The organism is Cystobacter fuscus DSM 2262 (genome assembly GCF_000335475.2).
Classification (GTDB): domain Bacteria; phylum Myxococcota; class Myxococcia; order Myxococcales; family Myxococcaceae; genus Cystobacter; species Cystobacter fuscus.
Genome location: NZ_ANAH02000009.1, coordinates 353,224 through 377,734 on the forward strand (window position 1 = coordinate 353,224; position 24,511 = coordinate 377,734).

Below are 24,511 nucleotides of genomic sequence, written 5' to 3' on the forward strand. Positions count from 1 at the left end.
ATTGCATGGGACGTCGCTCTTGCGAGCCTCGCCATGTCGCGAACATCATCCCCGCCCATGCCCGCTCCTTCCTATGTTCACGGTATCGGCACGACTCCGTTGCTCGGCGAGACCATCGGCCAGAACCTGCGCCGCACCGTCGAGCGCTGGGGTGACCGCGAGGCGCTCGTCGTCCTCTCCCAGGGCTATCGGGCCACGTGGCGCGAGTTCTGGGAGCAGACCACCCGGGTGGCGCGGGGCCTGCTCGCGCTCGGGGTGCGCAAGGGGGACCGGGTGGGGCTCTGGTCCCCCAACCGCTTCGAGTGGGTGGTGACCCAGTACGCGGTGGCGCGCGTGGGCGCCATCCTCGTGAACCTCAACCCGGCGTACAAGACGGCGGAGCTGGAGTACGCGCTCAACCAGTCCGGGACCGAGGTGCTGTTGTTCGCCCGGGGGTTCCGCCAGGCGAACTACCGGCAGATCCTGGACGAGGTGCGGCCCCGCTGCCCGGCCCTGCGCCTCTCGCTGATGCTGGAGAGTGACTGGGAGGCCCTGTGCGCGGGCGGCGAGGACGTGAGCGAGGCCACGCTCGCCGAGCGCGAGGCGTCGCTCCAGTTCGACGATCCCATCAACATCCAATACACCTCCGGCACCACGGGGTTCCCCAAGGGGGCCACGCTCAGCCACCACAGCGTGCTCAACAATGGCTTCTTCGTGGGCGAGACGCTGCGGCTCTCTCCCGAGGACCGGGTGTGCGTGCCCGTGCCCTTCTACCACTGCTTCGGCATGGTGATGGGCAACCTGGCCTGCTCGTCCCACGGCTCGACGCTGGTGATTCCGGGCGAGGCGTTCGAGCCGCTCGCGGTGATGCGGGCGGTGGGGGAGGAGCGCTGCACGGCGCTCTACGGCGTGCCCACCATGTTCATCGCCGAGCTGGACCATCCGCGCTTTGGCGAGTTCGACTTCTCCACGCTGCGCACCGGCATCATGGCCGGCTCGCCGTGCCCCATCGAGGTGATGAAGCAGGTGCGGTCGCGCATGAACATGCGCGAGGTCACCATCTGCTACGGCATGACGGAGACCTCGCCCGTGTCCACGCAGAGCGCGGTGGATGATCCGCTCGACAAGCGCGTCACCACGGTGGGCCGGGTGCACCCGCATGTGGAGGTGAAGGTCGTCGAGCCGGCGACGGGCGCGGTGGTGCCGCGCGGCTCGCCCGGGGAGCTGTGCACGCGCGGCTACAGCGTGATGCTCGGCTACTGGAACAACCCCGAGGCCACCCGTCAGGCCATCGACGAGGCCGGCTGGATGCACACCGGCGACCTGGCCACCCTGGACGAGGAGGGCTACGTGAAGATCGTCGGCCGCATCAAGGATCTCATCATCCGCGGCGGCGAGAACGTCTACCCTCGCGAGGTGGAGGAGTTCCTCCATACCCATCCGGTCATCAGCGAGGCCCAGGTCATCGGCGTGCCCAGTGAGAAGTACGGCGAGGAGGTCATGGCCTGGGTGAAGCTCAAGCCGGGCGCCACCGTCACCCACGAGGAGCTCACCCGCTACTGCACGGGCCGCATCTCCACCTTCAAGATTCCCCGCCACTGGAAGATCGTGGAGGAGTTCCCGATGACCGTGACGGGAAAGGTACAGAAATTCCGGATGCGAGAAGTTTCGGTGGTGGAGTTGGGGCTGGAGGCGGCCGCTTCCATCCGCACGGCGTGACGCGCGGGGCGGAATCTGAACTCTAATGCGGGCCGCCTCTCTCGTGCCCAGGAGCCTCGCCGGTGCACCCTTCGTCCTCCTCTGATCCCGGAATGGAGCAACTCCTGGCGTTGGCCCATCCCACGGATACCTGCCGGGGCATGTTCTTCAACGGCCTGCTGGACGCCGCGCGCTCCCTGGGCGGCGAGCCGCTGCGGGCCCGATGCTTCGCGGCCGTGGGGGAGCGCAAGTTCGTGGACTTCTTCAGCTACCCCATCACGGACTTCCTGCGCTCCATCTTCCTCGTCGCGCAAGAGCTCGGCCCGACGCATGGGGGCACCGAGGCCGTCCTGCGCCTGCTCGGGCGGCGCGCGACGACGGACTTCGCCCAGTCCACCGTGGGCAAGACGCTGCTCGCGCTCGCCGGCAATGATCCCGGGCGGGTGCTCGCCGCCGTCCCCAATGGGTGCCGGGCCTCGCTGAGCTATGGCGAGCGCTCGGTGGAGGTGCTGGGAGAAGGGCACGCCCGGTTCCTGGCGCGTGGGGACTTGCTGCCCCGGCCGTATAACGAGGGGATGATCGCCGCCGCGATCGAGCTCTCCTCGGCTCGCGACGTCCAGGTGCGGGGCGAGCGCCGGGGCGTGCTCGACGTCGATTACGACGTGCGCTGGTCGTGAGGGGCGCGTTATGGGAAGCGCCTGCCTGGCCGCTCTCCGTGTCGAGCCGTGACGGGCAGGCGCCCGGGGGGTGCTGGGGAACCCCGGAATACCTCCGGTTCGCGACATAATCCGCGCCTTCCACCCGTTGCGAGGGGATGAGGCTCGAAGCAGACGGAGAAACGAGGACGCGATGGGTGTGAAGTTGCTGCTGGCGGGCTGGTACGGACAGGAAGACGCGCTCTCGGGTCCCGAGGCCCCCCGTCCCTGGTTGCGGCGCGTGGAGGCCTGGTTGCGCGAGGCGGCGGGAGACGAGCTGGAAGGCGTGCGGGTGGTGGCGAGCGCGCAGGGTCCCATCCTCTTGTTGAGACTGCATCCGGCCGCGGACGACGTGGCCATCGTGGCCGCCGGACAGGGGCGGGTGGTGGTCTCGGCCAACACCTCCATGGCGGGGCCCGGCTATCACCGCTACCTGTGCGATCTGCTGCATTCCCTGGGTGATGCGCTCCAGGTGGACTGGGCGGACTCGGCCATCACCACCGCGGGCGTGGGAGACCCCACGGGTTATTTCCATACGGGGGACGCGAGCGGTATCGCTCCGCGCATGCTGGCCTGGCTCGGGGAGATGGCGGGCCGGGTGTTGGACTTCCGCAAGCAGGGCCACTCGGGGGCCATGTTGTCGCTGCGCGCCGGGCATGGCTTCGAGCACCCCGGGGCCGTGCTCACGCCCCTGGGGCCTCGCGACGAGGCGTGGCTGCGGGCCGTCCAGGAGGAGCCCTCGCGGGGTCAGGACATCTTCCCCTGGTGGGAGCCTGGCCGGGGCGCGGCGGAGAAGCTGGGCCGCGCGCTCAGCCGCATCTGGACGGAGATGGTGTGGCGTCCGCCGCTGCTCGAGGAGGAGCGCCAGCTCTTCCGCGACGTGGCCCGGTGGCTGGAGCAGGCGTGGCGGGAGGACCCGTCCCTGCCCTATCCCTGGCGCGAGTGGCAGCAGGTGCTGGGCTACCTGGGCAAGGGCGGGACGTTGGCCGAGGAGGTGTCCCGGCGCGCGTCGGCCGCTCCCTCGGGTCCGCTCATCGGCTACCGGCGCGGCTCGGTGCAGGTGACGCTGCCCCAGGGATGGGAGATCCGCATCCCCGGCTCGCTGGCCGAGCAGCGCCTGGCGGACGGCAGCTGGGTGGCGAGGGATCACCGCCGCAGCGTGCGCTTCCTGCCGTTGCAGGACATGGGGGGCATCGCCCCGGGGCCCGAGCAGGACTTGCCCTACGAGTTCCAACACCGGGGCGAGCGGGTGAAGGGCCGGGCCACGCTGCAGAGCGAGTCGGGGGAGTACCGGCTCACGGCGCTGTGCGAGGCCGGGGCGCACCGGGCCCTGTGTGTCGTCAGCTTCGATGATCCCGAGGAGCAGGACTGGGCGCTGGGCACCTGGCGCTCGTTGGATCACGCCGTCGCGGCGTGAGTCACGTCTCCGGGGGCACCGTCGCCAGTTCGGGGTACTTCGCCTCGGCGGTGAGCGGGCCCTCGCGCTGCTTGAGCTCGAGGGCGGCCTTCTGGAAGGCGCGCTCGTTGGCGGAGCGGGGGGGCCGTCTCATCGAGGGCTGGGGCGCGCTCGCGTGCGGTACCACGGTGGGGAAGGCCCGGAGGGTGGGCACGTCCGACAAGGCCTCGGCCACGCTGCGGATGCCCTGGGCGCGGCGGTGGTTGACCGAGGCCGAGTAGTCCTCGGGTCCCGCGCCGAACTTCTCGGCGAACAACTGCAAGAGCGAGGTGTGATCGAGCGAGCCGTGGAAGGCCCGGCCCGGCCGGACCCAGGGCGAGACGATCAGCCCGGGGACGCGGGGGCCCGTGGTGGTGAAGGGCCGGGTGTAGTGCGCTCCCGCGGGGATGGGCTGCTCGATGGGCAGGGGCGGCACGTGATCGAAGAAGCCGCCGTGCTCGTCATAGGTGATGATGAGCAGCGTGTGGGCCCACTTCTCCGGGTCGCGCGTGAGCGTCGTGTACAGCCGGTGCAGGAGCAGCTCGCCCTGGCTGACGAGCGCGAGCGGGTGGTTGCAGTTGGCGGGCTCGTCCGTCCAGGCGATGTCGTAGTAGCGCGGCTCGATGAAGAGCACCTCGGGAGCGGACCCCGGGGGCTCCTCGCGCAGGTCGCGCGCGAGCGAGTCGAAGGGGCGGTACTTGGAGCCCACCAGCTCCGTGAAGCGTCCGAACAGCAGGAAGAAGGGGGGGCCGTCGTAGTAGACGCGCCAGCGCACGTGGTGGCGCTCCAACCAGTCGAAGACATGGTCCCGGTGGGGCAGCAGACGGGACTCGGTGCGATCGATGAGGGTGTCCCCCGTGAAGGCCATGCAGCGGTTGGGCTGGGTGTCCGCCGGCAGGGGGGTGAACCAGCGGTCGCAGACGCAGTACTCGCGGGCGAGGAAGGAGGACATCCAGGCCCCCCGCGAGTCGAAGTAGCCCATGGGCGGCGAGTGCTGCGCCCGGTGCTGCGTATAGGTGACGTAGGCGTCGACGAAGCCCGACATGCGGAACTTGCCGCTCGCGCTCCGGGCCAGCTGCCGGGCCACGAGCTCCCGTTCATGGGGCGGATCCCGGATGACCGACGCCTCGTCCTCGATGAGGAAGGGGCGGTGGACGCGGTTCTCGAAGACGTTGGCGTAGCGCGGATTGACGTCCGGCTCGCGCAAGCCATCCACGTCCGGGTGGAGGTTCTCCAGCGACAGATGCCCGAGCAGATGATCGAACGACCGGTTCTCCAGCATCAGCAGGACGATTCTCTGGATTCCGTCGAGCGCGGCCATGGCGTCACCTCGGGCAGGAGAGTTGGAATTGGAGCAGCAGCCGTCCATCCACGGCTTCGAGCGCGTCCTCGCAGCGCTCGCCCTCGTCGAGCGGCAGCCGCAGCCGCCAGCGGCCCAGGGCCGGTTGTCCCTCGAAGGCGGAGGAGCGGGCTGTCTCGCCCAGCGTCGCGGAGGTTCCCGCCTTGTCCATCACCAGGGTGCGCGCGTTGAGGTTGCGCACCTGGCCGAGGAGCACCTGGGGGGACAGGTTGCCCTCCTCGAGGCTCAACGTGGTTTCCAGCACCCGCTCCTCGGTGCGGCACGTGAAGGGGCTCGGCTGGCCGCTGTCGACGACGCCGTACTCCACGGGGCGGGGAGGCGTGAGCACCTCGCTCTCGGTGAGCGCCGTCTTGGAGCCACGGGTGACTTCCAACCGGAAGCGCGTGGACTCCCGCACCGGGAGTGTCTGGGTGCCCGAGCGCGCCTTGTCTCCCAGGCCGGAGAGCGCGGGGATGGCCTCGAGCCAGGCCGAGCCGTTCGTGTCCCAGCTCAGGGTCACCGCGTCTCCCGGGCAGACGATGGAGGGCGTGGCGGTGAAGCGCAGGATCTGCGGTTTGGGACAGCCGGCGAGTCCAGCCGCCAGTGAGACGAGACCCATCGTCCATGCCCATCTCATGCGCGCACCTCTCTTGCTGAAGAGTCTTCCATGTCCCCCATCCGTGAAGACAGCCTTCGGGGCCCGAGGGGACGTAGAGTGGACAGCACGATGCCGGATGCGTCCACGCTCGCCGAATGGGGATTGCCGGGGCTGTTCCTCGTGGCGGTGATGGCCGGCTCGGTGCTTCCCGCTCCGTCCGAGGCGGTGCTGGCCGCCCTCATCTATGGAGGAGTGGGCCCGGGGTGGGCCGTGACGGTGGCCACCGCCGGCAACGTGCTCGGTGCGCTCACCGTCTATGCCCTGGGCCGCTGGGGAGCACGTGGCGAGGGCGGGGGCGTGGTGGGACGATGGCTCCAGCGCCGGAGCGCCCGGGAGGGTCCTCGTCTGCTCCGGGCCCGGGAGCGTCTGGCCACCTGGGGAGCGCCCGTGCTCCTGCTCGCCTGGCTGCCCATCGTGGGAGACGTCTTCGTGCTCGCGGCGGGCCTCGTGGGGGTGCGTCCCGGGCCTTTCGTCGCCTTCGTTTCACTCGGAAAGGGGCTGCGCTACCTCGGAGTCGCACTTTCTGTTCTCGCGGCGAGTCACACTGGAATTTCACAATGAGGCTGCGAGACGGGAGCGGGGACGATGGACTAAAAGTGCTCCCGTCCCTCACCGCCCGCGTCCCTCGCGGGCAGGAAGCACGCGATGCCACTGCGCTCCTCCTCTCCGACGCCCGCCCGTGCGGGCCGCTGGTTGCTCTGTTCCCTGCTGTCTCTGTCTCTCGCCGCGTGTGGGCAGGGAAGCGCCCCGCAGGCGAAGGAGGCTCGAGAGCTGTCCTCCCAGGGCGAGGTGCTGGGAGAGGCGCGGATCCGGCTGATGGCCGCCAACATCACGAGCGGCAACAACCAGAGCTATGACCCGGGCCACGGCATCCGCATCTTCCAGGGAACGAAGCCCGACGTGGTGATGATCCAGGAGTTCAAGTACGGCACCAACTCCGCCGTCGACCTCCGCGCTTTCGTCGACACCGCCTTCGGCTCGAACTTCTACTACTACCGGGAGCCGCAGTCGGGAGGCATTCCCAATGGCGTCATCAGCCGCTATCCCATCCTCGACGCGGGCGAGTGGGAGGATTCGAGGGCACCCGACCGGGACTTCGCCTGGGCGCGCCTCGACATCCCCGGGCCCAAGGATCTCTGGGTGGTGAGCGTGCACCTGCTCACCGCGGACAGCGGCACGCGCAACACGGAGGCGAAAGAGCTCGTCGGTTACATCCAGCAGCATGTGCCCGCGGGGGACTTCCTCGCCATCGCCGGTGACTACAACACCGACAATCGGAGCGAGTCGTGCTTCTCCACCTTCTCCGCCGTGGTGTCGCCGAGTGGCCCCCACCCGGTGGCTCAGGACAACAAGGAGGGCACCAATGCCAGCCGCGCCAAGCCGTATGACAACGTGTTGGTGAGCAACAACCTGCGTGCCTACCAGACGGCCACCGTCATCGGTGCCAGCTCCTTCAGCGCGGGCCTCGTCGTGGATACGCGTGTGTACTCGCCCATCGAGGAGATCGCTCCCGCGCAGAGCGGAGACAGCGGCTCCAGCAACATGCAGCACATGGCCGTCATCAAGGACTTCCTCGTGCCGGCGGATGACACCACTCCGGTTCCCACGGGACGCTTGACGGTGGTGGTTCCCAACGGAGGCGAGAGCTGGAGCGCGGGCAGCACCCACTCCATCGCCTGGACGGCGAGCGAGACCTCCCACGTGAAGCTCGAGTACACGACGGATGGGAGCACCTGGAACGTCATCTCCGAGAGCATCCCCGCCGCGGAAGGGGGCTACACCTGGCAGGTGCCGGCGTCGGCGACCACGAAGGCGCGCGTGCGCGTGAGTGATGCCTCCGCGGCGGCCGTCGCCGACACGAGCGACGCCGACTTCGCGATCACCAGCACTTCGCCCCAGGACACGCGCGCCACCATCACCCAGGAGACCGAGGGCAACAACTCCGCGGCGACCGCCAGTGGCCGGGTGGGGGCGGACAAGAACGTGAGCGGCGCCTTGTCCACCAGCGCGGACGTGGACTGGTTCGCCTTCAACGTGACCACGGCGGGCAGCGTCAAGGTGATGCTGAGCATGCCCGGCGCGCAGGACCTGGACTGGTCCGTGTACTCCGCGTCCGATCTGCTCTTCTCCGCGGCCTCCAGCGCCACCATGAGCAACCCCGAGGTGGGCACCTTCTCCGCCAGCGCCCCGGGCATCTACTACGTGAAGGTGGTGGGCTACGCGGGCGCGACGGGTGGCTACACGCTCAACGTGAGCGGCGCGGGCGTGCAGCCGTAGTCCCGTCTCCCCCCGCACGCACGAGGGCTCCCGGGCGACAGGCGTCGCGTCCGGGAGCCCTGGATGAAGCGCGCGCGAGCGGCCTCAGTGGGAGCGCGTGTCCTCGGACACGTGGTGGAAGTGGGCCTCGGAGGCCTCCCACTCCTCGCCCTCGGCCAGCGTGGGCGCGTTGTTCGTGCTGGGCGGCGTGGGCGGCGCGCCGGGGCGCTCATTGGGCCGGCCGTAGTCGCGCTCGTAGATGCGCACCACGGCGAGGAAGAAGGCCAGGATGAGCGGCCCGAGCAAGAGGCCGATGGCGCCGAAGGCGGCGAGGCCTCCGAGCAGCGAGAAGAAGACCAGGGCTCCGTGCATGTTCATGCCGCGCTTGGCCAGCAGTGGCTTGACGACATTGTCGGACAGGCCCACCACGACGACGCCCCAGGCGGCCAGGAAGATGGCCATGGCGGGATGGCCCGTGGCGAGCAGCAGCAGGGCGGCGACGATGCACACCGCGGCGCCGCCGATGGCTGGAATGAGGGCGAAGAAGAACGTCACCGCCGCGAAGAAGACGGGCACCGGCACGCGGGCGATGAGGTAGCCCACCAGCGCCGCCAACGCCTGCACCCCCGCGGTGGCCAGGGTGGACGTCAGCACCGAGCGGGTGACGCGGCGGAACTCGGTGAGCAATTCCGTCGTCTGCCCGCGCCGCAGCGGCGACACGCTCTCCACCCACGCGACGAGCTTCTCCCCATCCACGAGCAGGAAGTAGAGCGCGATGAGCATCATCGTCACCTGGAGCGCCACGCTTCCGGTGGCCATCACCACTCCGCCCACCGTCTGGGCCGCCGCGGCGCCCTGGGCCGACACGTGATCCTGCACGGTCTGCCACACGCTGGCGCTCTCCGTCTGGAAGCGGTCGAGCATGCGCGTGGCGGTTCCCCGCAGGGACTCGGGCACATAGGTCAGCAGACCCTCCAGGCCCCGCTGGTTGATCACCCCGGTGATGAAGTTCACCCCCTTGATGACCTCGGAGACGATGAAGGCGGTGAGGGCGGCGATGGGCGAGAGCAGCGCCACGATGATGCCCACCACGATGACGCCCGCGGCGAGCCCCCGCCGGCCCCGGAAGTGCCGCGTCAGCCAGTTCTGCAGGCTATTGAAGGCACCCGCCAGCACCGCGGCCAGGAAGAACGCTTCGAAGAAGGGGCGCGCGATGAGCCCCACCAGGGCGATGGACAGCAGGATGAGCCCGATGAAGACGCGGCGGGCTCCTTGTTCGGTGGCCATGACAGCACAATGCGAATGGTCCGCGTCGCGCGGTAGGGGTGGGTGTCATCCCATGGCTCGTTGTGTCTGGTTGTCCAGCGGGCTTCCACTCTCCGTGCTTCCTCGAACCGGTGGCTGGAGCGTTCACCTCCGGTCATTCATGACGGGAGGTGCGAAGGGGGTTGTGCCCGCGCGCCGTAGTAGGCTCGCTCTCCCGGCCCGCCCGGCGGGGACCTCCAGGAGGCCCATGGAACGCCTGCGCTTCTTCTTGAACGACCGCTCCATCGAGGAGACGGGGATCTCGCCCACCACCACGTTGTTGCGCTACCTGCGCGACCGGGTGCACCTCACGGGCACCAAGGAGGGCTGCGCCGAGGGGGATTGTGGTGCCTGCTCGGTGGCCATTCTGGAGCAGGATGGCCAGGGGGCGCCCATCCTGCGCGCGGTGAACGCGTGCCTGCTGCTCTTGCCCATGGTGCAGGGCAAGCGCGTCTACACGGTGGAGGCCCTGCGCGAGGGCGGCAAGTACCATGTCGTCCAGGAGACGCTGGCGCGCACGCTCGGCTCTCAGTGCGGCTACTGCACGCCGGGCATCGCCATGTCGATGCTGGAGGCCTGTCACCGCCGCGACCTGGACGAGCCCTGGAAGCTGGACGCGCAGATGTGTGGCAACCTCTGCCGGTGCACGGGCTACCGGCCCATCCGGGAGGCCGTGCGCGAGGTGGCCGGCCTGCGCCCCGGGGATCGCTTCGCCCGGGCGCTCGCCGAGACGCAGCCCGAGCCCATGGCGCTGGCATACGAGGCGGGTGCCCAGCGCTTCTTCACCCCGGACTCGCTGGAGGCGCTCTGGGACGTGCTGGACAAGCACCCCACGGCGCGCTTCGTGGTGGGGGGGACGGACCTGTCGCTGGAGGTGACCAAGCGCTACGCCGAGCCTCCGCTCCTGGTGTCGCTGGAGGCCGTGCCGGAGCTGCGCGTGCTGGAGCCGCGCGGCGGGGGACACCGGCTGGGCGCCACGGTGCGGCTGACGGACGTGGAGGACTACGCGCGCGCGGTGAGCCCGCCGCTCGAGCGCATGCTGCGCTACTTCGGCTCGCGGCAGATCAAGAACCGCGCGACGGTGGGTGGCAACCTGTGCACCGCCTCGCCCATTGGGGACATGGCGCCGGTGCTGCTCGCGCTCGGGGCCGAGGTGGTGTTGCGCTCGCGCGCGGGGGAGCGGCGGCTGCCGTTGGAGGACTTCTTCGTGGGCTACCGGCGCACGGCGCTCGCGGCGGGCGAGGTGCTCGCGTGCGTGGACGTGCCGGCGCAGCCCGAGGGGGCGCGCTCCCTGGCGTACAAGGTGTCCAAGCGGCGCGAGGCGGACATCAGCAGCGTGTCCGCGGGCTTCCGGGTGGTGGTGGACGGGGAGGGCAAGGTGGCCGAGGCGCGGCTGGCCTATGGCGGCATGGCGGCCACGCCCGCGCGGGCCCGGCGCACCGAGGCCGCGTTGGTGGGCCAGCCCTGGACGGAGGCCAGCGTGGAGCAGGCGCTGCCCCGGCTGCGGGAGGACTTCCAGCCGCTGTCGGATCATCGCGGCTCGGCGTGGTACCGCGCGCAGCTGGCCGAGAACCTCCTGCGCGGCTTCTTCCATGAAACGCTCTCCACGCCGCTGCCCCGGCTCGCGGAGCGTCACTCGGCCACGGTTCAGGTGAGGTGATCCGGATGAGTTCGCTTCCTTCGTCTTCCCCCGATTTCGCCTCCACCCCCGAGGGAGTGCCGGCCCGCTCGCCCCTGCATGCCCCGGCTCCGCACGAGAGCGGCCTGCGCCACACGAGCGGTGAGGCGCTCTACGTGGATGACATGCCGGAGCCGCGCGGCCTGTTGACGGGGCACCTGGTCACCTCGCCCCACGCGCACGCGCGCCTGCTGCGGGTGGACGCCACGAAGGCCCGGGCCCTGCCCGGCGTGGTCGCGGTGCTCGTGGCCGGGGACATTCCCGGTCACAACCAGGTGGGCCCCGTCATCCAGGACGAGCCCCTGCTGGCCGACGGCGAGGTGCACTTCGTCGGGCAGACGGTGGCGCTGGTGTTGGCGGAGGGGGCGAGCGTCGCCCGCCGGGCCGCCGCGCTGGTGGAGGTGGAGTACGAGCCGCTGCCCGCGTTGCTCTCGGTGAAGGCGGCGGTGGAGGCGGGGGCCTTCCTGTCGGAGCCGCACGTCATCCGCCGGGGCGCGCCACGGGACGCGCTCGCCGCCGCGCCGGTACGTCTGTCCGGCGAGTGCATGACGGGGGCACAGGATCACTTCTACCTGGAGACGCAGGTGACGCTCGCGGTGCCGGGCGAGGACGGCGCGGTCCACCTGTGGTGTTCCACCCAGCACCCCACCGAGGTGCAGACGCTGGTGGCGGAGGTCCTCGGCACGGGGCGGCACCAGGTGGTGGTGGAGGTGCCGCGCATGGGCGGAGCCTTCGGCGGCAAGGAGACGCAGGCGGCGCCCTTCGCGTGCCTGGCGGCCCTGGGCGCGCGGGCCACGGGCCGGCCGGTGAAGGTGTGGCTCAACCGGGACGAGGACATGGCGCGCACCGGCAAGCGCCACCCCTTCTGGGGCCGCTACGACGCGGGCTTCGATGAGACGGGGCGGCTGCTCGCGCTCGTGGTGGAGCTCGTCTCCGATGGTGGGTGGAGCACGGACCTGTCGCGGGCGATCCTCGATCGGGCGCTCTTCCACCTGGACAACGCGTACTTCGTTCCGGAGCTCGAGTTCACCGGCCGGGTGGCGCGCACGAACCTGCCCTCCAACACGGCCTTCCGCGGCTTCGGTGGGCCCCAGGGCATGTTCGTGATGGAGGAGGTGCTCAACCACGCCGCCGAACGGCTCGGCTTGGATCCCGCCAGCGTGCGCGAGCGCAACTACTACCGCGACGCCCCGCACCACCTCGCCCCGTATGGCCAGGCGGTGGTGGGCAACCGCCTGTCGCGGCTGCACTCGGAGCTCATGGCCTCCAGCGACTACGCCCGGCGCCGCGCGGAGATCGAGGCCTTCAATGCCGCCTCGCGCTGGACGAAGCGGGGCATCGGCTTCCAGCCGGTGAAGTTCGGCATCTCCTTCACCACGGGCTTCCTCAATCAGGCCGGGGCGCTGGTGTCGGTGTTCACGGATGGCAGCGTGCAGCTCAACCATGGCGGCACGGAGATGGGGCAGGGGTTGCACACGAAGATGCGGGCCGTGTGCGCGCACGAGCTGGGCGTGCTCCCCGAGCGCGTCCGGGTGATGCACACCGCCACGGACAAGGTGCCCAACACCTCCGCGACGGCGGCCTCCAGTGGCTCGGACCTCAATGGCCAGGCGGTGAAGCAGGCGTGCGAGGTGATTCGCGAGCGGCTGCGCCCGGTGGCCGCGCGGTTGTTGAAGCTGGAGTCGCTCGGGGACCTGGCGGCGATCGCGTTCTCCGGGGGCCAGGTGTTCCACGCCGCGCGTCCCCTGCGCACGGTGCGCTTCGCCGAGGTGGTCCATGCCGCCTACCTGGATCGCGTCTCCCTGTCGGCCACGGGGTACTACGCCACTCCGGACATCACGTATGACCGCTCGACGGGGCGCGGCAAGCCGTTCCACTACTATGCCTTTGGCTCCGCGGTGGTGGAGGTGGAGGTGAGTGGCCTCACCGGTGAGCACCGGGTGCGCCGCGTGGACGTGCTGGAGGACGTGGGCACCTCGCTCGTGCCGAGCATCGATCGGGGCCAGGTGGAGGGCGGCTTCATCCAGGGCCTGGGCTGGCTCACGAGCGAGGAGGTGCTCTTCGACGCGAAGGGTCGGCTCGTCACGCACTCGCCGGACACGTACAAGATTCCGGCGGTGGGGGACGCGCCCGAGGACTTCCGCGTCCACCTGCTGGAGCGTGCGCCCCAGGACAACACGATTCATGGCAGCAAGGCGGTGGGAGAGCCCCCCTTCATGCTGGCCCTGGGGGTGGTGACGGCGCTGCGCCAGGCCATCGCCGCCTTCGGTCCTCCACGCACCCCGGTGTCACTCGCCTCGCCCGCCACGCCCGAGGCCATCCTCCGTGCGGTGGCGGCGGTGAGGGCGGCCAGTTAGACAAGGGCTCTCTCCACCCCCGAGGAGCCCATGTCGTCCAGACACCTGGTTGATCCCGAGCTGTTGCCCCTGCTGGACTCGTTTCCCGTGATGACGCTGGCGCGCGAGACGCTGGCCGAGCAGCGGCAGACGGCGGCCCAGTTGTTTCTCTCCTCGCCCAAGCCGGAGGTTCCCGAGGTGGAGACCCTCGAGCGCCGCGTTCCGGGTCCAGCGGGAGCACCCGAGGTCCGTGTCCTCGTGTTCAGGCCTCGGGCGGCGGGGGAGCGGCGGCCCGCGCTGCTGCACATCCACGGAGGTGGCTACGTCATGGGCTTGCCCGAGATGTCGGGCGCGCGCAACGCGCTGCTCGCGAAGCAACTCGATTGCGTCATCGTCTCGGTCGACTACCGCCTGGCGCCCGAGACTCCCTTCCCGGGCCCGGTCGAGGACTGTTACGCCGCGCTCAAGTGGCTGCATGCGAATGCCGACGGGCTGGGCGTGGACACGCGGAGGATCGCCATTGGCGGCGAGAGCGCGGGCGGTGGGCTCGCCGCGGCGCTGGGACTGCTCGCGCGTGACCGGGGAGAAATCTCCATCATCTTCCAGTGGCTCCAATACCCCATGCTGGATGACCGGACGGTCGTCCGGGAGACGTCTCCCCTGCTGGGCGAGTTCGTGTGGACGCGGGCCGCGAATCGCTTCGGGTGGACGAGCCTGCTCGGCCGCGAGCCAGGAGGCGAGGGCATCTCTCCCTACGCCTCGCCCGCCCGGGCCGAGAAGCTCACGGGCCTGCCGCCCACCTTCCTCAACGTGGGCTCGTTGGATCTCTTCTTCGAGGAGGACCTCGAGTACGCGCGCCGGCTGGCGAGCGCGGGGGTGCCCGTCGAGTTGCACGTGTACCCGGGCGGATTCCATGGCTTCGATGTGTTCGCCCAGAGCCGCTTGGGAACGCGGGCGCATCACGATGCCACGGAGGCGCTGCGGCGCGCGTTGTCGCGCGCCTGACGGACGAGGCTAGGCCCCGAACGCGCCGCGCAGGGGCGTGAGGGACTGGAGCCACCCGCTTCGGCTCTCCTCGCGCGCTTGCCTCTCCTGGGGCAGGCCGCGGCCCAGCACCTCGAAGAGCGCATACACGCTTCGTACCGCGCGCGAGGACTCGTGGAGGAGCGCCTCGCGCGCGCTCGCGCTCAGGGTCAGCTGATCCAACGTGTCGAGCAGGTGCGCGCGGTAGGCCTCGCCATCCAGGTGGGTGGCGTGGCGCAGGAAGACCGTCCCCGTCGAGCCCCGCAGTCCGAGTGCCCGGGCGAGGCCGCCGCCTGTCTGTCCCTGTCCGGGCAGCGCCGTCGCGTAGAGCGCCCAGGCATGCGCGGCGAGCAACTCCGGCGCCTCGTCGCACAGCAGCCCCAGCCGCTCCACGGTGGGGGCCGCGTCCTGGCGGCGCGCGCTCGCGTACCAGCCCGGGCCCAGCAGGGCGCGCAGGTCGTCCTGCAGCAGCTCGTTGCACCACAGCTCGGGCAGGCACAGCGGGCCCACCACCGGGTGCTGGCGGTGCCACATGAGGGCCCACTCCAGCTCCGCGTAGATGGCCTGGAGGCAGGACAGCCAGCGCACATAGGCGCCGCGCTCCAGCGTTCCACGCGCGAGCCTCCGGGCGAACGCCGTCCCCGCCACCGCGCGCAGCTCCTCGGCGGTGGCCCGCCGCAGCAACTCCGTCAGGGGGCTCATTGCTTCCACTCGCTGGAGGGCGTCACCGGCGCGGCCTCCTTCTCCGTCACACCCGCCAGGGCTCGCAGCGCGTCGCCGATGGTGTGCCACGTCGCATGCAGCGTGTCCGCGTCCAGGCGGATCGTCATCGGCCCGAGGCTCAAGTGGATGTGCCCGCACGAGCAGCGCGCCACTTCCGCGCTGGGTCCACGGGCCAGGAGGGTGCGGCAGCAGGTGGGCGGGGACATGCGGTTCTCCTCGGCTTTCGCCGTTGTTGATTCTGATTATTAATTTCAAAATCAAGATGCACCGGAACGGGGGTGGAGTCAATGGCCCGCGCGCGCGAGTGTGAACGGGGCTTCTCCCCGGAGGGGCGGGCGTGTCAGCTTGTGCCCATGTTGCTGACCGCTCCGCTGACCACGTCCCGGCTGTTGCTGCGCGAGTTCGAGGAAGAGGACTGGCGCGCCACCCACCCCTACGAGTCCGACCCCGAGGTGATGCGCTACCAGTTCCATGACGTGCGCACGCCGGAGGAGAGCCGGGACTACATCCGCCGCGTGAGGGCCCTGGCGCTCGAGACGCCCCGGCGGGTGTATGACCTGGCGGTGGTGACGCGCGAGGGGGGGCGGCTCATCGGGCGCTGCGGCATGCGCATCACCGATGCCGAGCAGCGCGAGGGCACGCTCTGGTACATCCTCCATCGCTCCGAGTGGGGCCGGGGCTACATCACCGAGGCCGCTGGAGCGCTGCTGGACTTCGCCTTCGGCCCGCTGGGCCTGCACCGCATGTTCGGCGACTGCGATCCGCGCAATCCCGGCTCCTTCCGGGTGATGGAGAAGCTGGGCATGCGCCGCGAGGCGCACTTCCGGGAGAACGCCTTCATCAAGGGCGAGTGGTGTGACTCGCTCATCTACGCGGTGCTGGACCATGAGTGGCGGGCCCGGGCGGCGGCCCGCGTGGGCGGGTAGCGGCAGGAGGAGGGGAGCGCGCGCATGGCGAGGAAGCCGAAGGTGCCCCGGTGGTTGGAGGCCGCGCGCCGGCGTCAGGCGCCGGTGCCCGAGGGAGAGCGCGCGGAGTGGCTGGCCCGGGCGTTGGGCCGGGCGGGGGTGTTGCCCCGGGTGGAGGCGGAGCGGGCCATTCGCGAGGGGCGGGTGGAGGTGGACGGGCGGGTGGAGCGGGATCCCTTCGCGCCGGTGCATGCGCGCGGCGAGGTCCGGCTGGACGGGCGGCCGTGCGCGCTGGGGGCGCGGACGCGGGTGCTGATGTTCCACAAGCCGGCGGGCGTGGTGGTGCACGGCAGCGATCCCGAGGGCGTGGGGACCGTCTTCGAGCGGCTGCGGGACGTGCTCCCGCCGGAGCTGCGGGGCTACGAGTGGTACGCGGTGGGGCGGTTGGACCGTGACACCACGGGCCTGCTGCTCTTCACCAACGAGGAGCGGCTGGTGGCGCACGCGACGTCGCCGGAGACGCACCTGCCCAAGCGCTACGTGGCGGGGGTGGAGGGCCTGCCCTCGGAGGCCGCGCTCCATCGGCTGCGCGAGGGGCTCGTGCTCGACGACGGTCCGACGCGGCCGGCCGAGGCGCGGTTGCGCGCTCCCGGGTGCGTGGAGCTGGTGCTCACGGAGGGCCGGCACCATCAGGTGAAGCGGATGCTCGCGGCGGTAGGGCACCCGGTGCGCGAGCTGCACCGCGAGGCGGTGGGTCAGGTGTCCCTGAACGTGCAGGCGGGAGGCTGGCGCGAGCTGTCGGAGTCCGAGGTGGCGGAGGGGCTCGGCTTCGCACCGGGGAGCGCGAGCAGCTCGGACACGGTCACGAAGCGGTAGCCCTGGGCGCGGAGCTTCTCCAGGACGAGGTCCACGGCCTGGAGGGTGCCCGGCTTGTCGCGGCCCCCATCGTGGAACAGGAGGATGGAGCCGGGCCGCACGGTGGCCATGACGCGGGAGGTGAGCAGTGCCACGTCCTGGGTCTCGTCGTCCCGGGGCACCACGTCGAAGAGGATGTCCTTGCGGTGGCCGCGGGCGAGCAGCCACGGAAGGACGAGCAGCTTCTTGCCGTAGGGGGCGCGGAAGAGGATGTCTCCCTGGACGCCCACCGCGCGCAGCAGGGCGTCCGTCTTGTCGATCTCCTGCCGCACGTAGGACGGCGACTTGAAGATGAGCCGGTGGTGCGAATACGAGTGGTTGCCCAGCTCGTGTCCCTCGGCGAGGGCCCGGGCCGCGAGCTCCGGGTGGCGTTCGAGGTTCTGCCCCACCAGGAAGAAGGTGGCCTTCACGCCGTGGCGCTGGAGGATGTCGAGGACGGCCTCCGTCTGACCGGGCTTCGGCCCATCATCGAAGGTCAGCGCCACGACGCGCTCCGAGGTGTCCACGCGGGCATGGAGTTCGCCGAACACCTGGAATGTCCACGACCGTGAGAGTTGCCACGCGCCCGCCAGGAGGACCAGCACGCCCAGTGGTATTGCTATCACCCAGCGCATCCATCGTTTCCGCGTCATGGGTCCGCTCCCATTGCAGGAGTCGCGCCGCGACACGCTCCGAGTGAACGCCGTGCCCGTGTCTCCGCATGGCCACACCGGTGAGGGGCTTGGGGGCCGTTTCGAGGCAGGTCTGCCACACCTTCAGCAGGGTGAGAGACGTCCAACCCATGAGCCAATGCATGGAAAACCAGATGGCGCGGCGGGCGGGGTTTTGACTCCCTGCGCCATCCTTGCGTGGGATTTTTTTTACTTCTACGGTTGCCCCCCCGCGTTGGCTTGCCACGGCTGGCAGGGAGCCTCCATTCCCTCGCATCCGCGGAATCCGCGCGCCCCCGACACACTGGAGCTGGACATGCAACGGTTGTTCTCGCGGCAGAAGAGTCTTTCTCTCGCCGCCCTGCTTCTATTGCCACTCGCGGCCTGTAACCCCGATCCCACTCCGGGGCCCGACGACGCGGGAACCACCAACCCCCCTCCCACCGACGCGGGCACCGACGCCGGTACCCCCGATGACTGGCCGGCCATCCAGAGCGCGATCCCCAAGGACCCCGAGCTCGAGAAGCGGATCGACACCCTGCTCTCGAAGATGTCGCTCGAGGAGAAGGTCGGGCAGATCACCCAGGTGGAGATCTCCAACGTCACCCCGGACGAGGTGAAGCAGTACCACCTCGGCTCCGTGCTCAACGGCGGTGGCGCGTGGCCCAACGGCAAGAAGGGCTCCACGGTGGCGGAGTGGAACGCGCTGGCCGATCAGCTCTGGGCGGCCTCGGTGGATCCGGCCAACGGCCAACGCATCCCCATCATCTGGGGCGTGGACGCGGTGCACGGGCACAACAACGTGAAGGGCGCCACCCTCTTCCCGCACAACATCGGCCTGGGCGCCGCGAATGATCCCGAGCTGGTGAAGCGCATTGGCGAGGTGACGGCGCGTGAAGTGGCCCAGACGGGTCTGGACTGGGCCTTCGGGCCGACGGTCGCCGTCGTGCGCGATGACCGCTGGGGCCGCACCTACGAGGGCTACTCCGAGGACCCCGCCATCGTCGAGTCCTTCGCCGGCAAGATCGTCGAGGGGCTCCAGGGCCAGCTCGGCAAGGACGCGAAGGCGAACGAGAAGGTGATCGCCTCGGTCAAGCACTTCCTGGGCGACGGCGCCACGAACGAGGGCAAGGACCAGGGCGTCACCCGGTTGACGGAGAAGCAGCTGCGCGACATCCATGGCCGCGGCTACTTCACGGCGCTCGCGGCCGGTTCGCAGACGGTCATGGCCTCGTTCAACAGCTGGCAGGACGCGGCCCAGGGCGAGACCGCCAAGGCCTACAAGATGCATGGCAACAAGTACCTGCTCACGGACGTGCTGAAGACCAAGATGGGCTTCGACGGCTTCGTCATCTCCGACTGGAACGGCATCGGGCAGATCACCCGGAACAACAGCGACTCGCCCCGGGACTGCACCAACGGTGACTGCCCGCAGGCCATCAACGCCGGCGTCGACATGGTGATGGTGCCCTACCGCACCGATTGGAAGCCCTTCATCACCAACACGATCGCCTCCGTGAAGAATGGGGAGATTCCCCAGGCGCGCCTGGATGACGCGGTCCGCCGCATCCTGCGCGTGAAGCTGCGCTTGGGCCTCTTCGAGAAGCCCAAGCCCTCGGAGCGCAACGCCTCGCACGAGATTGGCACCGCGGAGAACCGGGCCGTGGCCCGGGAGGCGGTGCGCAAGTCGCTGGTGCTCCTCAAGAACAACGGTGGCACCCTGCCCCTGGCTCGCTCGGCCAAGGTGCTCGTGGCGGGCAAGAGCGCCGACAACCTGTCGAACCAGTCTGGCGGCTGGTCCATCACCTGGCAGGGCACGGACAACACCAACGCCGACTTCGGCGGCGGCACCACCCTGTGGGAGGCCATCCGGAAGATCGCCCCCAACGCGAAGCTGGACACCAGCGCGGATGGCGCTCAGGCGGACGCGAGCTACGACGTCGCCGTGGTCGTGATTGGCGAGACGCCCTACGCCGAGGGCAATGGCGACATCGGCAAGACCAAGACGCTGGAGCTCGCCCGGCTGCGCCCGGAGGACTACACGCTGCTGCAGAGCCTCAAGGCCAAGGGCGTGAAGAAGATCGTCACGGTGCTCTTCTCCGGCCGTCCGCTCTACACCAACAAGGAGCTCAACGTGTCCGACGCTTTCGTCGCCGCGTGGCTGCCCGGCACCGAGGGCGAGGGTCTGACGGACGTGCTGTTCCGCAAGGCCGATGGCACCATCGACCACGACTTCCACGGCAAGCTCTCCTTCTCGTGGCCCAAGGCGTCCTGCCAGGTGTCGATCAACAAGGGCGATGCGAACTACGATCCGCTCTTCGCCTATGGCTACGGCCTGACGTATGCCCAGACCCAGGAACTGGGCGCGTTCGAGGAGAAGACCCAGACCAACGGCTGTGGCGTGGAGCCGGGAGACGGGAGCACCACCAACCTCCCGCTGACCCTCTTCGAGCGCGGCAACCAGGATGACTGGGTGATGCGCATCGGCGCGCCGTCCAACTGGGGCGGCATCGACGTGCGGCAGGGCACCAGCAACACCACGAGCCTGGCTCCCAATGAAATCAGCGTCACCCCGGTGGACGACGAGGGCGGGCTCCAGTGGGCCGCGGTCAACGTCAAGTTCAGCGGCACGGGGCAGGTGTACATGCAGAACAAGAACGGCAACGAGGGCCGCAACCTCCAGCCCTACCTGAACTCCAAGGGCGCGCTCGTCTTCGCGGTGAAGGTGAACACGGCGCCGAGCGCCCAGGTGAACCTGTCCACGCACTGCATCTACCCGTGCCAGGGGGAGATCCAGATCACCGAGACCCTCAAGGGCCTGGCGGGCAAGGGGTGGAGCGAGCTGGCGGTTCCGCTCCAGTGCTTCGCGGACAAGGGGCTGGACTTCGGCCTCGTGAACTCGCCCTTCCTGCTCTACACCTCGGACACGCTGGACGTGACGCTCGCCAGCATCCGCTGGGAGCCGAACCGGGCGGGCAACGTGAGCTGCACGAGCACGCCTCCCGTGACGCCCATCGCCATCACCGATGACAAGGACGCCTACGTCAACGGCGTGTCCGACACCGCGCTCTTCGCCACGCCCAACGCATGGACCAGTGGGACGACGGGGACGGTGACGCTGAATCCCGCGTTCGACATCGGCGGGGGGGAGAAGGTCATCGACGTGGTGATGAGTGGCCTCAAGGAGGGCGGCGGCAACGGTGGCATCGCCTTCGGGGTCAAGGATCCGAACCTGCTGGACGTGTCGGCCATCGCCGAGACGGGCGGCGTGCAGTTCGAGGTGCGGGTGCTCGACTACGGACAGACCACCCAGGATTTCTGGGTGAAGAGTGTCTGCGACCGCAAGCCAGACTCCTGCACGACGGGTGACTTGAAAAACCTGCTGGGACACCCGGCGGTGGGGTCGTGGACGACGGTGAAGATGCCGTTCTCCAGCTCGGCCTACCCGGCCACCTGGAACAAGACCAAGGTCAGCGCGGTCTTCGAGATGCTGCCCGCCTGGGGTGACCAGGGCGGCAACATCCACTTCCAGGTGCGCAACGTCCGCATCAAGAAGCAGCTCCAGTAGCCCTCACGGGTGATCGCGGGCCTGGCCGGCGCGTCATTGCGGCGCCTGGCCGGGCTCGCGGGTCTCATCCTTCTCAGGAGCGGTGCCGTTCGGCGACGCGGTAGAGCTGGGTGAGGGAGAAGTCCAACAGCGACTGGCACGAGCGCATGTAGCGCGAGGCCCGAACGAAGGGCAGCCAGGCGCGCCCACCCACGAGCACCTGGGTCTCCTCGAGCTTCTGGCGCGGAATCCACTGGCCGCCGAGGTGGCGCACGAGCACCTCGCCCAGGTACGCGCCAATGGCGGGCACCGCGTGAGCGTCGATGTGTTCCCGCTCGAAGACTCTCGGAAACTCCTCCTGCCAGAAGTGGAAGTCCACGTCCGTGAGGGACTCGGGAGATGCATCGAAGACGGAAGGCACCTTCGAGTGGAGCAGCGCCACGAGGAGTTCGGCGAGATAGCTGTAATGCGCGCGAGCCCGCTCAGGGTCGTCCACGTCCGGAGGAAGGGCGGAGTTGGCGGGGAGCCACTCGTCGGGCTCGGGCGGGCGCCACGCGTTGAGTTCGGCGATCTTCCGCTGGCGTTCGTGACTGGCTACACCCTCCACCACTCGATGGAGAACGGGCGCCACATCTGGCTGAAAGCGGGGTTCCACGGGGGCCAGCGTGGCGCTGCGCCCATGCAAGGCTCGCAGCACGGTGTCGAAGTTCAGGTCTGGCCGGAGGTGGACATGCGCGCGGGCCTGGGCCTCACGAGCCTCGTCACTGGCGAAGTCCGCGGCGGTGGGCCAGGTCACCAGGAGGACGGAGCCATTGGGCAACTCCTCCACCCGCCAGGCCGGCGTGGAGAGCATGCGTGCACGGCCGACGGTTTCCACCAGCTTTGGGCCAAAGACGTTGATCCAGGACACCTCATAGATTTTGTCGAACCCGTCTCGTATGGAGGTCTGCATCTCGCGGCCGAAGCGGGGCTCGCCCGCCAGTTCTGCGTCATCCTCGCTGTGGGCTGCGGCGTGGGTGACCGGGTAGTGAGAGGCCCAACTGCGCACCATCTCCACGAATTGGCGACAGCGCTCCGCCTCCGCGAAGAAGGAGAGCGGCTTCACCTTGAGCCGGATGTCCAATTCAGGGGGGCGTGGAGGGAGCCAGAGCCAGAGCCGCATCTCCAAGGCGGGCCACTTCGTCCGGTAGAGTCCGAGGGCCGTGCTATCCCCCTCGCGCCGCTCCTCCAATGCCTTCCAGAAGGAAGGGCGGGAGTATTTGCGTTGTCGCTTGCCGTTGACAACGTCCGGCATCCACTCGCCCGCGTACGTCTCGAGTGACTGGAGGAAGGATTCCAGAGCACGTTCCAGTTCAGCCCGCGAGTCAACGGTCCCCTTGAAGGTGAGCCGGAGGCCGTCCTCATCCCTCATCTCCAGTACCTTCATTGGAACAGCACCTCCACACCTGGAACCTTCTTGTTGACCATGTTCAGGGCTGCATCCAGGTCGCCTACCTTCTTGGGCTTGAGGTTGCCACCCTCATAGATGAGACGGACTCTCGAAACTCGCACCTCGCTGCTTCCCGTGAGAAGGGATTGGAGAGAGGGTCGACGGATATTCAGCATTTCACCGTAATTCAGCAGGGCTTCTCTCGCATCTTCGATCATCTGTGCTTCCAGTGCCTCGTACTTCAACGCCGAGAGGTCGCGGCTCTTGACGCTCCAGGTCTCCACGCGAGGTGGCCGTCCGGCGAATTCGCCCGTTTCGATGACGAGCACATCCGCGAAGCGCAGGCCGGGACCCGGCTTCATCACGCCCACATTCGTCTCGATCCGGGGCTGGTTGAAGTCCCCGAGGAAGCGGCGTTGTGCCCGAGGCAGTTCCGCATCGGCGCGCAGCAGTTTCAACAAAGCTCGTTCGAAGGCCAGCCCTCGGGTGAACCACCCCCGCATGGACTCGTAGGGCTCCCAGCGCAGCGGCCCTTTGGTTGCCTTGCCCTGCTGTAACTCTCCGAGACGCTTCTCGTAGTAGGCGACGTACTCGGGCCAGCGCGGGTTGCCCTCGGCCCCGGGTGGAGGAGCGTCCATCGCGGGACGTTGTTGCTCCAGCACCGCGACGTCCTTGGGCAGACGCGGGCCCGTGGCCTCCAACTCCACCAGCGCCAGCCGGGCTTCCACCACCTCGCGGGTGAGACCCACCCCCTCGTCCACCAGCGAGGCCAGGGTTTCGGTGCGCCCCGTGCCAACGGCTCTCCTCGTCGAGGAGCCCGTGGCCTCGGGTCTGGCCTTGGACATTACCGCCTGGGCCCTGGCCACGTCGCCTCGGGCCTCGCGCAGCGCCAGCGCGGCGTCCATGCCTCCCACGGCCACGAAGCGGCCCGCCTCGCGGCTGGCTTGAATGTCCCGGGCCAGCTCACGCAGCCCGTCCACCCCCAGCCGTGCATTCCACTGCCGCACCACCTCCAGGAGGGCTGGCGGGCGTGATTCGGGCAGGGCGCGCAGGCCCTTGCCTCCGGCGTACAACGCTCCCACCAGGAGCGCGGGGGCCAGCTCGCGCGTGGCCTGCTCGTACTGGCCCTGGGCCAGCGAGGCGAGGCCCTGGGTGGTGCCGACGCCCAGGTAATAGAAGCCCAGGGGCACGCCGAAGGTGAGCGAGTCGAAGCTGCCCAGCACCACGCGGCCCGGAGCGAAGTGCTGCCAGGCCAGGGCGAGCTCCACCTCGTGCAGGGCCTGGCGGTAGGGGGGAGGCAACTGCTCGCGCCGGGCGCTCATCTCCAGGTAGCGCTGGCCGTCAATGGCCTGGCTGGTGGCGAGGGCGTCCCGAGCGGCGCGGCCCAGGCCCCGCAGCACGTCACCGGCCCGCTCGCCGCGCTCGGGGAAGGCCGAGAGCGGAAGGCCGCGCCGTTTCAACTCCTCGCGCACGGTGGGCATGAGCCCCAAGGTCTGGCCCAACAGCTTGTCGCGGGCCAACAGGCGCAACAGTGCGTCCAGCTCGTCGTCGTGCGTCGAGTGCAGCACGTAGAGGGCGAACACCTCGGCATAGGCGAGGCCATAGCGCTCGGTGACGGCGAGGAGGAAGGCGGCGCGCTTGCGCTGGAGGATGCCGACGGCGTCCTCGCGCACGGGCCCCAGGGCGCCCAGGCGCACCGCGCTCCAGTCATCCAGAGCCTCCAGCAGCCGGGGCATGTCCACGCGCTGCTGCAGGGCGACGTACTCGGCGGGCGAGGTGCACGCGAGGAAGGGGGCGAGCCGTGGCTCCGCCTTGCTGAAGGAAAGGGTCGCTCCACCACACGCGTGCGCGCACCCCCTGGCGAGCGGAGCGCTGGTGGCACACCCGGTCAGCAGCAGGAGTCCCGCCGTGAGCAGGAGCGCCAGGCCCATGCGTGTCAT

18 protein-coding genes and 1 pseudogene are annotated in these 24,511 nt (G+C 69.6%); 11 read left to right on the top strand and 8 right to left on the bottom strand.

Features of this window, described 5'->3' with window-relative positions:
- Window positions 1-57: 57 nt before the first annotated feature.
- From D187_RS17760 to D187_RS17770, 3 genes are all read left to right on the top strand, one after another.
- Window positions 58-1,698: an AMP-binding protein gene (locus D187_RS17760; protein ID WP_002626661.1), complete on the top strand. Its 1,641-nt coding sequence runs from the start codon at window positions 58-60 to the stop codon at window positions 1,696-1,698.
- A 92-nt stretch (window positions 1,699-1,790) separates the two neighbouring features.
- The gene (locus D187_RS17765; RefSeq protein WP_002626662.1) at window positions 1,791-2,354 is read left to right on the top strand and encodes a DUF2378 family protein; all 564 of its coding nucleotides are present in this window, start codon (window positions 1,791-1,793) and stop codon (window positions 2,352-2,354) included.
- A 172-nt stretch (window positions 2,355-2,526) separates the two neighbouring features.
- Window positions 2,527-3,789, top strand: a complete 1,263-nt coding sequence (locus D187_RS17770) for a hypothetical protein (protein ID WP_043430281.1) — start codon at window positions 2,527-2,529, stop codon at window positions 3,787-3,789.
- A gap of 1 nt (window position 3,790) precedes the next feature.
- Here D187_RS17770 and D187_RS17775 read toward each other — a convergent pair whose 3' ends face one another.
- Complete coding sequence (locus tag D187_RS17775; RefSeq protein WP_002626664.1) at window positions 3,791-5,128, bottom strand: phospholipase C; 1,338 nt, start codon at window positions 5,126-5,128, stop codon at window positions 3,791-3,793.
- A gap of 4 nt (window positions 5,129-5,132) precedes the next feature.
- Window positions 5,133-5,783 (bottom strand): hypothetical protein, encoded by a 651-nt coding sequence (locus tag D187_RS17780; protein ID WP_155893407.1) that lies wholly within the window; start codon window positions 5,781-5,783, stop codon window positions 5,133-5,135.
- 90 nt (window positions 5,784-5,873) lie between these two features.
- Between D187_RS17780 and D187_RS17785 the strand changes: the two genes are divergently transcribed.
- Window positions 5,874-6,365, top strand: coding sequence for a YqaA family protein (locus D187_RS17785; protein WP_002626666.1), 492 nt, complete (start codon window positions 5,874-5,876; stop codon window positions 6,363-6,365).
- Between the two features lie 84 nt (window positions 6,366-6,449).
- Window positions 6,450-8,081: an endonuclease/exonuclease/phosphatase family protein gene (locus D187_RS51640; protein WP_002626667.1), complete on the top strand. Its 1,632-nt coding sequence runs from the start codon at window positions 6,450-6,452 to the stop codon at window positions 8,079-8,081.
- A gap of 84 nt (window positions 8,082-8,165) precedes the next feature.
- Here D187_RS51640 and D187_RS17795 read toward each other — a convergent pair whose 3' ends face one another.
- Window positions 8,166-9,347 (bottom strand): AI-2E family transporter, encoded by a 1,182-nt coding sequence (locus tag D187_RS17795; protein ID WP_002626668.1) that lies wholly within the window; start codon window positions 9,345-9,347, stop codon window positions 8,166-8,168.
- Between the two features lie 226 nt (window positions 9,348-9,573).
- Between D187_RS17795 and xdhA the strand changes: the two genes are divergently transcribed.
- From xdhA to D187_RS17810, 3 genes are read left to right on the top strand one after another with little or no spacing between them, the layout of a single operon-like run.
- Window positions 9,574-11,025 carry a xanthine dehydrogenase small subunit gene (gene xdhA / locus D187_RS57090; protein ID WP_002626669.1) on the top strand — a complete coding sequence of 484 codons (1,452 nt, stop codon included), beginning with the start codon at window positions 9,574-9,576 and terminating at the stop codon, window positions 11,023-11,025.
- Window positions 11,026-11,030: 5 nt separating this feature from the next.
- Entirely contained in the window at window positions 11,031-13,400 is a 2,370-nt protein-coding gene (gene xdhB, locus D187_RS57095) for a xanthine dehydrogenase molybdopterin binding subunit (RefSeq protein WP_002626671.1), read from the top strand.
- A 30-nt stretch (window positions 13,401-13,430) separates the two neighbouring features.
- Window positions 13,431-14,384, top strand: a complete 954-nt coding sequence (locus D187_RS17810) for an alpha/beta hydrolase (RefSeq protein WP_002626673.1) — start codon at window positions 13,431-13,433, stop codon at window positions 14,382-14,384.
- Between the two features lie 9 nt (window positions 14,385-14,393).
- Here the strand turns inward: D187_RS17810 and D187_RS50035 are convergent, their stop codons facing one another.
- Both D187_RS50035 and D187_RS17820 read right to left on the bottom strand, forming a co-directional pair.
- On the bottom strand, window positions 14,394-15,104 hold the full coding sequence (locus D187_RS50035) for a biliverdin-producing heme oxygenase (RefSeq protein ID WP_002626675.1): 711 nt from the start codon (window positions 15,102-15,104) through the stop codon (window positions 14,394-14,396).
- The gene (locus D187_RS17820) at window positions 15,101-15,331 is read right to left on the bottom strand and encodes a hypothetical protein (protein WP_002626676.1); all 231 of its coding nucleotides are present in this window, start codon (window positions 15,329-15,331) and stop codon (window positions 15,101-15,103) included. Before D187_RS17820 ends, D187_RS50035 begins: the two co-directional genes overlap by 4 nt.
- Before the next feature lie 147 nt (window positions 15,332-15,478).
- Between D187_RS17820 and D187_RS17825 the strand changes: the two genes are divergently transcribed.
- Complete coding sequence (locus D187_RS17825) at window positions 15,479-16,051, top strand: GNAT family N-acetyltransferase (RefSeq protein WP_043430457.1); 573 nt, start codon at window positions 15,479-15,481, stop codon at window positions 16,049-16,051.
- Between the two features lie 24 nt (window positions 16,052-16,075).
- Window positions 16,076-16,906, top strand: a complete 831-nt coding sequence (locus D187_RS17830; protein WP_002626679.1) for a pseudouridine synthase — start codon at window positions 16,076-16,078, stop codon at window positions 16,904-16,906.
- A 236-nt stretch (window positions 16,907-17,142) separates the two neighbouring features.
- Here D187_RS17830 and D187_RS57880 read toward each other — a convergent pair.
- Window positions 17,143-17,577 (bottom strand): annotated as a pseudogene (locus D187_RS57880) (polysaccharide deacetylase family protein); the annotation flags it as partial.
- A gap of 334 nt (window positions 17,578-17,911) precedes the next feature.
- On the opposite strand from D187_RS57880, the gene D187_RS17840 reads away from it, so the two are divergent.
- Window positions 17,912-21,163 carry a glycoside hydrolase family 3 protein gene (locus D187_RS17840; protein WP_002626681.1) on the top strand — a complete coding sequence of 1,084 codons (3,252 nt, stop codon included), beginning with the start codon at window positions 17,912-17,914 and terminating at the stop codon, window positions 21,161-21,163.
- A 73-nt stretch (window positions 21,164-21,236) separates the two neighbouring features.
- Here D187_RS17840 and D187_RS17845 read toward each other — a convergent pair whose 3' ends face one another.
- The gene (locus D187_RS17845) at window positions 21,237-22,568 is read right to left on the bottom strand and encodes a hypothetical protein (protein WP_002626683.1); all 1,332 of its coding nucleotides are present in this window, start codon (window positions 22,566-22,568) and stop codon (window positions 21,237-21,239) included.
- Window positions 22,565-24,502 carry a hypothetical protein gene (locus D187_RS17850; RefSeq protein ID WP_002626685.1) on the bottom strand — a complete coding sequence of 646 codons (1,938 nt, stop codon included), beginning with the start codon at window positions 24,500-24,502 and terminating at the stop codon, window positions 22,565-22,567. The genes D187_RS17845 and D187_RS17850 overlap by 4 nt, the downstream gene beginning before the upstream one ends.
- Window positions 24,503-24,511 lie beyond the last annotated feature (9 nt).

Coding starts and splice junctions, on each gene's coding strand:
- D187_RS17760 (WP_002626661.1), top strand. CDS start 58: ATGCCCGCTCCTTCCTATGTTCACGGTATCGGCACGACTCCGTTGCTC.
- D187_RS17765 (WP_002626662.1), top strand. CDS start 1,791: ATGGAGCAACTCCTGGCGTTGGCCCATCCCACGGATACCTGCCGGGGC.
- D187_RS17770 (WP_043430281.1), top strand. CDS start 2,527: ATGGGTGTGAAGTTGCTGCTGGCGGGCTGGTACGGACAGGAAGACGCG.
- D187_RS17775 (WP_002626664.1), bottom strand. CDS start 5,128: ATGGCCGCGCTCGACGGAATCCAGAGAATCGTCCTGCTGATGCTGGAG.
- D187_RS17780 (WP_155893407.1), bottom strand. CDS start 5,783: ATGAGATGGGCATGGACGATGGGTCTCGTCTCACTGGCGGCTGGACTC.
- D187_RS17785 (WP_002626666.1), top strand. CDS start 5,874: ATGCCGGATGCGTCCACGCTCGCCGAATGGGGATTGCCGGGGCTGTTC.
- D187_RS51640 (WP_002626667.1), top strand. CDS start 6,450: ATGCCACTGCGCTCCTCCTCTCCGACGCCCGCCCGTGCGGGCCGCTGG.
- D187_RS17795 (WP_002626668.1), bottom strand. CDS start 9,347: ATGGCCACCGAACAAGGAGCCCGCCGCGTCTTCATCGGGCTCATCCTG.
- xdhA (WP_002626669.1), top strand. CDS start 9,574: ATGGAACGCCTGCGCTTCTTCTTGAACGACCGCTCCATCGAGGAGACG.
- xdhB (WP_002626671.1), top strand. CDS start 11,031: ATGAGTTCGCTTCCTTCGTCTTCCCCCGATTTCGCCTCCACCCCCGAG.
- D187_RS17810 (WP_002626673.1), top strand. CDS start 13,431: ATGTCGTCCAGACACCTGGTTGATCCCGAGCTGTTGCCCCTGCTGGAC.
- D187_RS50035 (WP_002626675.1), bottom strand. CDS start 15,104: ATGAGCCCCCTGACGGAGTTGCTGCGGCGGGCCACCGCCGAGGAGCTG.
- D187_RS17820 (WP_002626676.1), bottom strand. CDS start 15,331: ATGTCCCCGCCCACCTGCTGCCGCACCCTCCTGGCCCGTGGACCCAGC.
- D187_RS17825 (WP_043430457.1), top strand. CDS start 15,479: ATGTTGCTGACCGCTCCGCTGACCACGTCCCGGCTGTTGCTGCGCGAG.
- D187_RS17830 (WP_002626679.1), top strand. CDS start 16,076: ATGGCGAGGAAGCCGAAGGTGCCCCGGTGGTTGGAGGCCGCGCGCCGG.
- D187_RS17840 (WP_002626681.1), top strand. CDS start 17,912: ATGCAACGGTTGTTCTCGCGGCAGAAGAGTCTTTCTCTCGCCGCCCTG.
- D187_RS17845 (WP_002626683.1), bottom strand. CDS start 22,568: ATGAAGGTACTGGAGATGAGGGATGAGGACGGCCTCCGGCTCACCTTC.
- D187_RS17850 (WP_002626685.1), bottom strand. CDS start 24,502: ATGGGCCTGGCGCTCCTGCTCACGGCGGGACTCCTGCTGCTGACCGGG.